This window comes from Youngimonas ophiurae (nom. illeg.) (assembly GCF_049803795.1).
Lineage (GTDB): Bacteria > Pseudomonadota > Alphaproteobacteria > Rhodobacterales > Rhodobacteraceae > Thalassobius.
Genome location: NZ_JBNAGJ010000002.1, coordinates 230,035 through 243,002, shown reverse-complemented (window position 1 = coordinate 243,002; position 12,968 = coordinate 230,035). Strand labels below are relative to the sequence as shown.

The window sequence follows — 12,968 nt, the reverse complement described above, 5'->3', positions numbered from 1 at the left end:
CCGCCGTCAGAGCGCGAGAGGCAGAGCAAATGGTCAAACCCGACAGGATGACGGCGCGCCCGACGCGCTGGATGCACCGGCTTCATGCCCGGCTCAGCGGTTTTGCGCGCCCTGCCACAGGTTTCGTCAGCCAGCCCGAGCCCCGCACCATCGGCAGCTTTGCGCGTGGGCGTCAGTTGGTGGCCGGGAACTTCTTGTTTGCCGGACATCTGGTCGAATCCTCGGACCGGCAGCTGTGGGACATCGAGGCCCCGGACCTGGCCTATGCAGAAGAGCTGCACGGGTTTGGCTGGCTGGATGATCTGGCGGCGGTGGCGGATATGAAAACTCGCGAGCGCGCGCAGGACTGGCTGTGGGAATGGATCGCGCGGTTCGGCGCGGGCAAGGGCGAAGGCTGGATCCCTGATCTGACCGGACGGCGGATCATTCGCTGGATACATCATGCTCTGTTCGTGCTGCGCGGGGTGGACAAGGACCAGTCCGACGCGTTTTACCGCTCGCTTTCGCGGCAGACGATTTTCCTGTCGCGCCGCTGGCACACCTGTTCACCGGGGCTGCCGCGTTTCGAGGCGCTGACCGGGCTGATCTATGCGGGGCTGTCCCTAGAGGGCATGGCCCGACATGTGGAACCGGCGGTGAAGGCGCTGGCAAAGGATTGCGCCTCGCAGGTGGACGGGCAGGGCGGTATCCCCACTCGCAACCCCGAAGAGCTGCTGGAGGTCTTTACCCTGCTGACCTGGGCCGCCGCTGCCCTGTCCGAGGCCGGCCGGCCGATCCCCCCCGAACATCAGGCCGCGATAGAACGGATTGCGCCGACATTACGCACGCTGCGCCATGCGGATGGCGGGCTGGCGCGGTTTCATGGGGGTGGACGCGGGGCCGAGGGGCGGCTGGACACGGCCCTGGCGGCCTCGGGTGTCAAAGGCCGCGCGCCCGATGGGTTGGCGATGGGCTATGCGCGGCTGTCGGCGGGGCGCAGCTCGGTTGTGGTGGATGCCGGCCCGCCGCCCGCGGGCAAGGCGTCTTATAATGCCCATGCCTCGACCCTGGCATTCGAGCTGACCTCGGGGCGGCGTCCGGTCATTGTGAATTGCGGGTCGGGGGCGATCTTTGGGGCGAAATGGCGCCGTGCGGGGCGCGCAACGCCCAGCCATTCGACATTATGTCTGGACGGTCTGTCCAGCGCCCGGCTTGGCGCGCGCAGCAAATCCGACCTGCTGGTGGACCTGCCCACGGATGTCCCGATCGAGGTGTCCCAGGCCCCGGACGGCACCCGGTTCGAAGGCGCGCATGACGGGTATGTCAAATCCTACGGGCTGACCCATGCCCGCACGCTGGAAATGACCTTTGACGGACGCGCCATGGCCGGCGAGGAACTGCTGGTTGCGCTGAACACCAAGGCCAAGCGCCGATTCGACAAACGCCCGCAGACGGTGGCCTTGCAGGGCATTCCCTACCAGATCCGTTTCCACCTCCACCCTGAGGTGGACGCGACCGTGGATATGGGCGGGGCCTCGATTTCATTGGCGCTGAAAAGCGGGGAATTGTGGCTGTTCCGGCACGAAGGGGTGGCGCAAATGACGCTTGAACCCTCGGTTTATCTGGAAAAAGGCCGTTTACGCCCCCGTGCGACCAAACAAATCGTTTTATCTGGGCGCGCGATGGACTATGCGACGCGCATCCGTTGGTCCCTGGCCAAGGCGCAGGATACGCCCATCAGTATCCGTGACCTGAACCGGGACGACCCGGACCTGACCTGAACTGAACCAAAGAGCTGCCCCATGACCGATCTCTATCCCGTGCGCCGCGCGTTGATTTCCGTTTCCGACAAAACCGGCCTGACCGAGCTGGGCCAGGCGCTGGCCGCGCGCGGTGTGGAGCTGCTCTCGACCGGGGGCTCGGCCAAGGCGCTGCGCGATGCGGGGCTGGATGTGCGCGACGTGGCGGATGTCACTGGCTTTCCCGAAATGATGGACGGCCGCGTCAAAACCCTGCACCCCAAGGTGCATGGCGGTCTGCTGGCGCTGCGCGACAATGATGATCACGTTGCGGCCATGGAGCAGCATGACATCGGCGGGATCGACCTGCTGGTCGTGAATCTCTACCCGTTCGAGGCCGCCCTGGCGCGCGGTGCTGACTATGCCGAGATGATCGAGAATATCGACATCGGCGGCCCCGCCATGATCCGCGCCGCCGCAAAGAACCACGGCTTTGTCACCACCGTTGTGGATGTGCAGGATTACGACGCCCTGCTGGCCGAGCTGGACGCCAATGACGGCCAGACCTCGTACGCGTTCCGTCAGAAACTGGCGCAGATCGCCTATGCCCGCACCGGGGCTTATGATGCGGCTGTTTCCACCTGGATGGCTGGCGCGATTGGCGAAGAAACCCCACGCCGCCGCGTGTTCGCTGGCGAGCTGGCCCAGACTCTGCGTTACGGCGAAAACCCGCACCAGTCGGCGGCGTTTTACAAGGATGGCAGCGCCCGCGCCGGGGTGTCCACCGCGCAGCAGCATCAGGGCAAGGAACTGTCCTATAACAACATCAACGACACCGATGCCGCGTTCGAACTGGTCGCGGAATTCGGCACCGATGCGCCCGCCTGTGCGATCATCAAACACGCCAACCCCTGCGGTGTGGCATCCGGCGCGACCCTGGCCGAGGCGTACAGCCGCGCCTTCGATTGTGATCGTACCTCGGCCTTTGGCGGGATCATCGCGCTGAACCAGACTCTGGACGGCCCCACCGCCGAGGAGATTTCGAAAATCTTCACCGAGGTCGTCATCGCGCCCGAGGCCACCGACGAGGCCAAAGCCGTCTTTGCCGCCAAGAAAAACCTGCGTCTGCTGACCACCGGCGCGCTGCCTGAACCGAAATCGGTGATCACCACCTATCGTCAGGTCGCGGGCGGCTTCCTGGTGCAGGGTAAGGATAATGGGGCGATCACGCTGGACGATCTGAAGGTTGTCACCGAACGTCAGCCCACCGAGGCCGAGCTGCGCGACTTGCTGTTCGCGTGGAAAGTGGCCAAGCACGTCAAATCCAACGCCATCATCTATGTCAAGGACGGGGCCACCGTCGGTGTCGGCGCAGGCCAGATGAGCCGCGTGGACAGCACCCGGATCGCTGCCCGCAAGGCCCAGGACATGGCCGAGGTCATGGGCCTGGATGCCCCGCTGACCCAAGGCTCGGTTGTGGCGTCGGACGCGTTCTTCCCCTTTGCCGACGGTCTGATCACCGCGGCCGAGGCCGGCGCGACGGCGCTGATCCAGCCCGGCGGCTCTATGCGTGACCAAGAGGTCATCGACGCCGCAAACGAACGCGGGCTGGCGATGGTGTTCACCGGGATGCGCCATTTCCGCCACTAAGGGCGGAAGAATCAAACCTACACTAATCCGGCGGGCTGCTGTATGCTCGCCGGAAATACCATGACCGAGGTCCGCTGAACGGACCCGCACCGGGGCAGAATAGGGCAAGTAAATGAGGCTGGTTTTCTGGGCAGGCTTCTGGACATTTCTATTGGATCAGGCCAGCAAATATCTGGTCGTGCATATGCTTGACCTGCGCACGCTGGGCGAGATCGACGTGCTGCCGCCCCTGCTGAATCTGCGCATGGCGTGGAACGAGGGCGTGAATTTCGGACTGTTGTCCAGTGGCTCGGATCTGGCGCGCTATGGGCTGATTGCGGTTGCGTTGGTGATTTCCGGCGCCGTTCTGTGGTGGGTCTATCGCGATCCGCCGAACAAACTGGGACTGGCCGCCGCCGGGATGCTGATTGGCGGGGCTTTGGGCAACGTGGTGGATCGGTTCCTGTATGGTGCCGTTGCGGATTTCCTGAACATGTCCTGCTGCGGATTTGAAAACCCCTATGCCTTCAACGTGGCCGATATTGCGATCTTTATCGGCGCTTTTGGGCTTATCCTGTGGGGCGGGGCGAAAAAGCCCTCGTGACCTTGGCCGCAGGATCGGCTAATGCTGGGGCAATCTGATCTGGAGGGTGGCGATGCGACTGTCGCGCGCAGTAGTTCTGATGGCAATTCTGGGCCTGTCGGCCTGTAGCGGTGACGGGCGTCTGCGCGATCTGCAATCGTTCACGGGGGGGCCGGATGAATTCTCGGTGCTGCCGGGCAAGGAGCTGCAAAAACCGGCCGATTATACCGCATTGCCCGCGCCCACGCCGGGTGGGGGGAATGTCACCGATCAGAACCCGCGCGGCGATGCCGTTGCGGCCCTGGGCGGGCGAGCCTCGGCGCTGGTGCCGACGGGCGTTCCCGCAACCGAGGGCGCGCTGGTCACCTATGTCAGCCGCAACGGGGTGAGCCCCTCGATCCGTCAGGATCTGGCGGCCGAGGATGCCAAATTCCGCAAGGGCCAGGCCCGGTTCACCAAGATTCGCATCACCAAGGTGGACCGCTACAATCAGGCCTATCGCCGTCAGCGGCTGGACGCCTACAAAGAGGCCGCCCGCTGGCGTGCTGCCGGGGCGAATGTGCCCACGGCTCCGCCGGAATACGAATAATCTCACATCCGCGTCAGTGCGCTTGAAGCGGGCCGCGAAGGGCGTATCTTGCTGGAAAACAACAGGAGAGCGCCCATGATCCGTCTCGCCCTTGCCGTTCTGGCGACCCTGTCCCTGTCTGCGCCTTTGCGGGCCGCCGGGGACGTCAGCGATTTCGTTCTGGATAATGGAATGCAGGTCGTCGTGATCGAGGATCACCGCGCCCCCGTCGTCGTGCATATGGTGTGGTATCGCGCCGGATCGGCCGATGAACCGCCCGGCCAGTCGGGTGTCGCGCATTTTCTGGAACACCTGCTGTTCAAGGGCACCGACACGCTGGCACCGGGGGAATTTTCTGCCACGGTCGCGCAGAATGGCGGCACGGACAACGCCTTTACCAGCTACGATTACACCGCCTATTACCAGCGTGTCGCTGCGGATCGTCTGCCTTTGATGATGCGGATGGAGGCCGACCGGATGAAAAACCTGCGCCTCTCTGAGGACGATATCCGGACCGAGCGCGATGTCATTCTGGAAGAGCGTAACATGCGCGTCGAAAATAATGCCTCGGCGCTGTTTCGGGAACAAAAAGACGCGGTGCAGTATCTGAACCATCGTTACGGTGTGCCGGTGATCGGCTGGAAACACGAGATGGAAGAGCTGGACCGCGAGGACGCCCTGTCTTTCTACGGTACCTATTATTCCCCCAATAACGCGATTCTGGTGGTGGCCGGCGATGTGCAGCCCGATGAGGTACTGGCGCTGGCGCAGGAATATTATGGTACCATTCCCGCCAATCCCGCCCTGCCCATGGAACGCTATCGCAGCGCCGAGCCGCCTCAGACCGCCGAGCGCCGGCTGACCTATCGCGACGCGCGTGTCGCCCAGCCCTATGTCAGCCGCTCGTATCTGGCGCCCGAACGCGACAGTGGCGCCCAGCAAGAGGCCGCCGCCCTGACCATCCTGGCCGAGGTGCTGGGCGGCTCGACCACCTCGATTCTGGCGGAAAAGCTACAGTTCGATAGCCAGACGGCGATCTATACCGGCGCGTTTTATCGTGGTGGATCGCTGGACGACACGACCTTCGATATGGTTGTGGTCCCCGCCCCCGGCGTGACGCTGCAACAGGCCGAGGACGCGATGGATCAGGTGCTGGTGGACCTGCTGGAAACCGGCATTGACGACGACCGGCTGGAGCGCGTGAAACTGCAAATCCGTGCCTCGGAAATCTACGCGCTGGACAATACCGAAGGCTTGGCGAACCGCTATGGCCGTGCCCTGACGCAGGGGCTGACGGTGCAGGACGTGCAGGATTGGCCGAATATCCTGCAAGCCGTCACCGCCCAGGATGTGCTGTCCGCCGCGCGCAATGTTCTGGACCGGCGCAAATCTGTCACCGGCTGGCTGATGTCCCAGGAGGTAGGCCAATGATCAAACGTATTCTTCTGTCTTTGACCCTGACGGTTCTGGCGCTGCCCCTGCGGGCCGAGGTACAGATCCAAGAGGTGACATCGCCCGGTGGGCTGACGGCCTGGCTGGTCGAGGATCACTCGATCCCCTTCACTGCGCTGGAACTGCGGTTTCGCAGCGGGGCTCGTCTGGACGCTGCCGATAAGGCCGGGGCCTCGAACCTGATGGTCGGCCTGCTGGAAGAGGGTGCCGCCGACCGTGATGCCCGCGCCTTTGCCCGCGCCACCGAGGATTTGGCCGCCAGTTTCTCCTATGATCTGTCGGATGATTTCGTGTCCGTGTCCGCCAAATTCCTGACCGAGAACCGCGATCAGGCCATTGCACTGCTGCGCGACAGCCTGATCCAGCCCCGCTTTGACGCGGATGCGGTGGAACGCGTGCGCCAGCAGGTGCTTTCGGGCATTCTGTCGGATCAGAAAAGCCCGCGGGATATTGCTTCGGTTTCGCTTCGGACGCTGGTGTATGGCGATCACCCCTATGCCCGCGTCAAAAGCGGCACGATCGAGACGGTCTCGGCCCTGACGCAGGACGATCTGCGCGCCGCCCACCAGAACGCCCTGACACAAGACCGGGTGTATATCTCGGCGGTGGGGGACATCTCGCCGCAGGATCTGTCTGCTTTGATGGATGAGCTGCTGGGCAATCTGCCCGCAACCGGCCCGGACTTGCCCCCTGCGGCCGATCTGAACCTGCCCGGCGGCGTGCATGTCACCGAATTTGAAACCCCGCAGTCCATGGCGCTTTTCGCCCAGCCGGGGATCAAGCAGGAAGATCCGGATTTCTTTGCCGCCTATGTGTTGGATCTGATCCTGGGCGGCGGCGGTTTCGAAAGCCGCCTGATGCACGAGGTGCGCGAAAAACGCGGGCTGACCTATGGGATTTACAGCTATCTGGCCGATAAGGACGGGGCGCAAATGTGGATGGGCTCGGTTGCGTCGGGCAATGAGCGCATCGGTCAGGCCATTCAGGTGATCCGCGATGAATGGCAAAAACTGCTGGATCAGGGCGTGACCGAACAGGAATTGCAGGACGCCAAAACCTATCTGACCGGGGCCTATCCGCTGCGGTTCGACGGCAATGGCAATATCGCGCAGATTCTGGTGGGAATGCAGGTCAGCGGGATGCCGATTGACTATATCGCCACCCGGAATGAGCGCGTGAACGCGGTGACTTTGGCCGATGTGCAGCGCGTTGCGAAACGCTTGATTGACCCGGCAAAGCTGACCTTTGTGGTGGTCGGGCAGCCCAAGGGTCTGATCGCGAATTAAAGCGCTAAAATTCGGTCGCTGCGGGCGCGTGAATGGTCTATGGCTGGGCCATGACGGATCGTTTTGAAATTTTTCTGGTGGCCACCCCCGGACTGGAGCCCGCCCTGTGCGTCGAAGCTCAGCAGGCAGGCTTTGCCGATGCGGCGCTGGTGCCGGGCGGGGTGACGTTGCAGGGCGGTTGGCCCGAGGTCTGGCGCGCAAATCTGATGCTGCGCGGGGCCACACGGGTGCTGGCGCGGATCGGCGGGTTTCGGGCGTTCCATCTGGCGCAGCTGGATAAGCGTTCCAGGAAATTCGACTGGCGCGCGGTGCTGCGTGCGGACGTGCCTGTCCGGGTCGAGGTGACCTGCAAGAAGTCCAAAATCTACCACGCCGGTGCCGCCGCGCAGCGGATCGAGGGCGGGCTGACCTCGGCTGGTCTGACCGTGGCGCCGGATGCGCAGATGGTGCTTAAGGCGCGGATTGACGATAATCTGGTGACGTTCAGCGTGGATAGCTCGGGCGAGAGCCTGCACAAGCGTGGCCACAAAGAGGCCGTCAACAAGGCCCCCATGCGCGAAACCATGGCCGCGCTGATTTTGCGGGAATGCGGTTACGTGGCCGGGATGCCGGTGCTGGATCCGATGTGCGGCTCGGGTACTTTCGTGATCGAGGCGGCCGAGATGGCCGCCGGTTTGGCTCCGGGCCGGACGCGCTCTTTCGCCTTTGAGCACCTGGCCAGTTTCGACGCCGCCGCCTGGGCGCGGATGAAGGCGCAGGCTACGCCCGACGTGCATGAGGCGCGGCCGCTCTACCATGGCTCGGATCGGGATGCGGGGGCGATCCGCATGAGTCAGGCCAATGCCGAACGCGCAGGCGTTTCCGCCTGGACCGATTTCCAGATGAAGCCGATTGCGGACATCACCCCGCCCGATGGCCCGCCCGGTCTGGTGATCGTGAACCCGCCCTACGGGGCGCGGATCGGGAATAAGAAACCTCTGTTCGGGCTTTATGGCGCGATGGGCGCGGTGCTCAAAGAGCGGTTCCAGGGGTGGCGCGTCGGGATCGTGACCTCGGATAATGCGCTGGCATCGGCGACCGGGCTGCCCTTTGTGCCCCCCGGACCGCCCATCGCCCATGGCGGGCTAAAGGTACGCCTGTTCCGCACTGGGCCGCTCTGATCTTTGAATACACCCGTTGATGGTTGCAAATGCAACAAACATCCACTCCTCAATCGTCACACGACCCAGAGGAGAGCCCGCATGAAACCCGAAATGGGCCGCGATGAAAACACCCCGGTCTGGGTGCAGCACATTGCCTTTAAGGTGAAGGACCGCGCCGAGCTGATCGCGTTCAAAGATCATCTGGAGACCAGCGGCGTCGAGGTTCTGGGCGTCACGGACCATTCGATTTTCCACTCGATCTATTTCTTCGATCCGAACGGTCACCGCATAGAGCTGGCCTGCCCCGATCCCAAAGAGGACGCAATGCTGGCGCGTCTGAACACGGTGAAATGGGACATGCTGGAGGAATGGTCACGCACCAAGAAAGCCCCCAAACACGCCGAATGGATGCACCAGAAAGAGCTGTCAGACATTTAGGCCTAGCCCTCGCCGTAGGGCACCCAGATGGTCTTGATCTCGGTTGCGGCGTTCAGGAAAGTCTGGGCGTCCGTCTGGCCCCAATCGCGGGCTTGGCCGTTATTCACCCAGGTGCGTTTCAGATTTCCGGTGCTGGCGGCCTCGATCCGGGGGGACAGATCGGCCGAGGCAAAGCTCCAGACCGCATCCACATCCATATGGGCGGCCAGCGTATCGGCCAGATCCTCGGCAGGGCCGGTCAGGATGTTCGCCACGCCCGCCGGCAGGTCTGACGTATCCAGAACCTGATAAAAATCCGTGGCTGCCAGCGGATAGGCCGTGCTGGCGCACAGCACCACGCGGTTGCCCATCGCGATTGCGGGCGCCATCGTGGACACCAGCCCCAGCAGAGGCGCCTCGTCCGGGCACATCACCCCGATCACGCCCACGGGCTCACGCATCGCCATGGCCGCGCCGCGCAGGGGCACGGGCTTCACCGCGCCATCGAATTTATCGGCCCAGGCGGCATAGGTGAACAGGCGATGAATGGCGGCGTCCACCTCTTTGTGGCCTTGCCGCCCGCCAACCATGGCATCAATCCGGGCGGCAAATTCATCCGCCCGCGCGCTAAGATTTTCACCGATGTAATACAGGATCTGAGCCCGCAGATGCGCCGTGGCCTTGGCCCACCCGGCGGCACCGCGCGCGGCCTCGACCGCCTTGCGCACGTCCTTGCGGCTGGCAATCGGGACATGGCCCAGCAGCTTGCCGGATTTGGCGTAGACGGGTTTCGAATAGCCCCCATCGGGCCGCGCCTGTTTCCCCCCGATATAGAGCTTGGGCGTGCGGTCCAGCCCATCCGGCCCGGCGCTGCCTTCGTGCGGTAAGATCGGGCTCAGCACCTTGGGCTTTCCGGCAGGTTTGGTATAGGCGCGCAGCCCCTCCCAGCCGCCCTCGCGGCCGAACCCGCTTTCGCGGAGACCACCGAACCCGGCGGCGGCATCGAACAGGTTCGTCGCATTCACCCACACCACACCAGCGACAAGCTTGGGCGCGATATCCAGCGCCAGGTTCACGTTTTCCGTCCAGACCGTCGCGGCCAGACCATAGCGCGTGTTATTGGCGATCTGCACCGCCTCGGCCGGGGTGCGGAAGGTGGTTGAAACAAGCACAGGCCCGAAGATCTCATCCTGCATCAGCGGGTCTGCGGAGGTCAGCCCGGTGATCAGCGTCGGCGGATAATAGCAGCCCTCGGGCAGGTCCGTGTCAGCGCGGAAAATGTCACCGCCCTTGCAGGCATCGACCATCCGGGTGATCGCCTGCAATTGCACCGGGTCCACCACAGCGCCCACATCCACGCATTTATCCAGCGGGTTGCCAACGCGCAGAGTCCCCATACGCGTGCGTAGCTTCTCGTAGAACCGATCGGCAATGCCCTCTTGCACCAACAGGCGTGAACCGGCGCAGCACACCTGCCCCTGATTGAACCAGATCGCATCCACCAGCCCCTCGATGGCCGAATCCAGATCGGCGTCATCGAACACGATATAAGGGGATTTCCCGCCCAGCTCCAACGTCAGCGCCTTACCGCTGCCCGCTGTGGCGGCGCGAATCTGGCGACCCACGTCGGTGGATCCGGTAAAGGCGATCTTATCAATATCGGGATGCGCAGCGATCATCTGCCCGACCGAGCCATCCCCGGTCACGATATTCACCACGCCCTTGGGCAGCCCCGCCTGACGGCAAATATCGGCAAACAAAAGCGCCGTCAGCGAGGTATACTCGGCCGGTTTCAGCACCACGGTGTTGCCCATCGCCAGCGCGGGCGCGATTTTCCAGGCCAGCATCAACAAAGGGAAGTTCCACGGGATAATCTGCCCGCACACCCCCAGCGCCTCGCGCCCCGGCAAGGCGTCCTCCATCAACTGCGCCATGCCCGCGTGATAATAGAAATGCCGCTGCGCCAGTGAGATGTCGATGTCCCGCGCCTCGCGAATGGGCTTGCCGTTATCCAGCGTCTCCAGAACCGCGAACAGCCGCGCATGTTTTTGCATCAGCCGCGCCAGAGCATACAGATACCGCGCGCGCCCATGCCCGCCCAGTTTCGCCCATTTCCCCTGCGCCTTGCGGGCCGCAGCCACGGCGGCGTCCACATCTGCCTCCGTGGCCTGAGACAAGGTGGCCAGCACCTCGCCCGTGGCAGGGTTATTCGAAACAAACCCGTCACCGGGCGCGGTATACTCCCCGTCGATGAAATGCCCGAACCGATCGCCCTGATCAATCAACCACGCCAAAGCCTCCGCAGCGCTTTCGGGGGCGGGGCCATAGTCCATGGTCTCGAATATCTCTTTCACACTCATTTCATCTTGCCCCAAATACTCAAATTGCGACGCCCGTCACAGGCTTCAACCCATCGGATGGCGATAGGCGGCGGAATAGGCGCCGGTGACATGATGCTCCAGCTGGCGTTCGATGTCCCCCAGCAGGGACGAGGCCCCAAAACGGAACAGATCCGGTTGCAGCCAGCGATTTCCCAGCTCTTCCTTGATCAGCGACAGATAGACCAGCGCGTCCTTTGCCTTGGATATGCCGCCCGCCGGCTTATAGCCCACACGGAACCCGGTGCGCTGGTAATAGTCCCGAATGGCGCGGATCATAACCAGGCTGACGGGCAGGGTGGCATTGACGCTTTCCTTGCCGGTCGAGGTCTTGATGAAATCCGCCCCGGCCATCATGCACACCAGACTGGCCCGCGCGACATTGCGTAGGCTGCCCAGCTCTCCGGTGGCCAGAATCGCTTTCACATGCGCATCCCCGCAGGCCGCGCGAAAGGCCTGCATTTCATCGTACAAGGCCTGCCAGTTGCCGGTCAGAACGTGCCGGCGCGAGATCACGATGTCGATCTCATGGGCCCCGGCGGCGACGCTTTGTTTGATTTCCTCGATGCGCAGATTCAGTGGGGACAGGCCCGCGGGAAACCCGGTGGACACGGCCGCCACAGGAATATTTGTGCCATTCAGCGCCTGAACGGCGGGGGCGATCATCTCGTGGTAGACGCAGACAGCCCCCACGGTCAGCCCTTCCATGTCCAGCGCGGTCAGGATGTCAGGGCGAACGGGCTGACGCGCCTTGGCGCACAGGCGCTGCACGCGGCCTGCGGTGTCGTCGCCCGACAGGGTGGTCAGGTCGATGCAGGTGATCGCCTTGCATAGCCAGGCGGCCTGGTAATCCTTTTTCACGCTGCGGCGGGTGCCCAGCGTGGCGGCGCGGCGCTCGATTGCCGAGGTGTTGGCCTGCGCCGAGCGGACCCACTCCAGGTCCAAACCCATGCCGGGATTGCGCGGCTCGGTCACTTGCGGCAGATGAGTTTGCATCACTTGGGTGTCGGTCTGCACCGGGGCCTCCCGTTTCGGTTTCAAAGGCAGGGTGGCACGGGCGCAGGGCGCTGACAAGGCAGCGCGTGGGGTCAGGTATGCGCGCTGCGCAGCACATACAGCCCGCGCGCGCTGGGATCATCGTGATGGGTGCAGGGAACGCCTTGGGCGGACAGGCCGGCGGCATAGGACTGCGCCAGGATTGCGGGGCCGATCACTGTCACCTGCTGCCCCAGCCACCAGGCGCGGGCCGCGCCCATCTCGGCGCCGATCAGATGGCCGGTTTGCGCGTCGGGCTGGCTTTCCGAGGCAGCCAGATGCGCCGCCAGCCGTTCGGGCCGCGACAGGGTATCGGCGATGGCATCGGCATCCGCCTGCGCAGGCACATCCAGCGCCGCGATCAGCCGAGGCGTCAGGAAGGCCTGAAACCCCACCAGTTCACGGGCCGACAGAAAGCACCAGTAGGAATGCGTTTCGGTCAGCAACAGGACAACGCCGTCCCAATCGGGGTGTTCGTCCTGAAAACCCAGGAGTTGCAGCCGCAAAGGCGCAGCCAGGCGCGAGGCCCCGTCGGTCATGTCCAGAAAAGCGCCTTCGGGCAGCAGCTTGGCGGGGACTTTCTGCGTGGCGCGGGCGGGGGTGATGACGAACACCTCTGCGTTTCCCAGCTGCGCCAGAACCGCGTCGGTGGACAGCCCCGAGGCCGGGGTGATGCTGTCCGAGCCAAACCGCCACCCGCGGGCGCCGGTCTGGTCTTCGATGATGCCGATCCAATCACTCATGCCCCGCAGATACGCGC

11 protein-coding genes are annotated in these 12,968 nt (G+C 63.7%); 8 read left to right on the top strand and 3 right to left on the bottom strand.

Going from position 1 to position 12,968, the window contains the following annotated elements:
- Nucleotides 1–29 precede the first annotated feature (29 nt).
- The 8 genes from ACP15O_RS05605 (at nt 30) to ACP15O_RS05570 (ending at nt 8,816) form a co-directional block, all read left to right on the top strand.
- Nucleotides 30–1,760 (top strand): heparinase II/III family protein, encoded by a 1,731-nt coding sequence (locus ACP15O_RS05605; protein WP_425095063.1) that lies wholly within the window; start codon nt 30–32, stop codon nt 1,758–1,760.
- A gap of 21 nt (nt 1,761–1,781) precedes the next feature.
- A complete protein-coding gene (gene purH / locus ACP15O_RS05600) occupies nt 1,782–3,368 on the top strand; it encodes a bifunctional phosphoribosylaminoimidazolecarboxamide formyltransferase/IMP cyclohydrolase (protein WP_425095062.1) in 1,587 nt (528 codons plus the stop codon).
- 112 nt (nt 3,369–3,480) lie between these two features.
- Complete coding sequence (gene lspA / locus ACP15O_RS05595) at nt 3,481–3,951, top strand: signal peptidase II (protein ID WP_425095061.1); 471 nt, start codon at nt 3,481–3,483, stop codon at nt 3,949–3,951.
- 52 nt (nt 3,952–4,003) lie between these two features.
- Complete coding sequence (locus ACP15O_RS05590; protein WP_425095060.1) at nt 4,004–4,519, top strand: DUF3035 domain-containing protein; 516 nt, start codon at nt 4,004–4,006, stop codon at nt 4,517–4,519.
- 75 nt (nt 4,520–4,594) lie between these two features.
- Nucleotides 4,595–5,929 carry a M16 family metallopeptidase gene (locus tag ACP15O_RS05585; protein ID WP_425095059.1) on the top strand — a complete coding sequence of 445 codons (1,335 nt, stop codon included), beginning with the start codon at nt 4,595–4,597 and terminating at the stop codon, nt 5,927–5,929.
- Nucleotides 5,926–7,236, top strand: coding sequence for a M16 family metallopeptidase (locus tag ACP15O_RS05580; RefSeq protein WP_425095058.1), 1,311 nt, complete (start codon nt 5,926–5,928; stop codon nt 7,234–7,236). The genes ACP15O_RS05585 and ACP15O_RS05580 overlap by 4 nt, the downstream gene beginning before the upstream one ends.
- A gap of 32 nt (nt 7,237–7,268) precedes the next feature.
- The gene (locus ACP15O_RS05575; RefSeq protein WP_425095057.1) at nt 7,269–8,396 is read left to right on the top strand and encodes a THUMP domain-containing class I SAM-dependent RNA methyltransferase; all 1,128 of its coding nucleotides are present in this window, start codon (nt 7,269–7,271) and stop codon (nt 8,394–8,396) included.
- Nucleotides 8,397–8,399: 3 nt separating this feature from the next.
- A complete protein-coding gene (locus tag ACP15O_RS05570; RefSeq protein ID WP_425095056.1) occupies nt 8,400–8,816 on the top strand; it encodes a VOC family protein in 417 nt (138 codons plus the stop codon).
- Nucleotides 8,817–8,818: 2 nt separating this feature from the next.
- Here ACP15O_RS05570 and ACP15O_RS05565 read toward each other — a convergent pair whose 3' ends face one another.
- From ACP15O_RS05565 to ACP15O_RS05555, 3 genes are all read right to left on the bottom strand, one after another.
- Complete coding sequence (locus ACP15O_RS05565) at nt 8,819–11,155, bottom strand: aldehyde dehydrogenase family protein (RefSeq protein WP_425095055.1); 2,337 nt, start codon at nt 11,153–11,155, stop codon at nt 8,819–8,821.
- Between the two features lie 45 nt (nt 11,156–11,200).
- Complete coding sequence (gene deoC / locus ACP15O_RS05560; RefSeq protein WP_425095477.1) at nt 11,201–12,169, bottom strand: deoxyribose-phosphate aldolase; 969 nt, start codon at nt 12,167–12,169, stop codon at nt 11,201–11,203.
- 92 nt (nt 12,170–12,261) lie between these two features.
- Entirely contained in the window at nt 12,262–12,951 is a 690-nt protein-coding gene (locus ACP15O_RS05555) for a 2-dehydro-3-deoxygalactonokinase (RefSeq protein WP_425095054.1), read from the bottom strand.
- Nucleotides 12,952–12,968 lie beyond the last annotated feature (17 nt).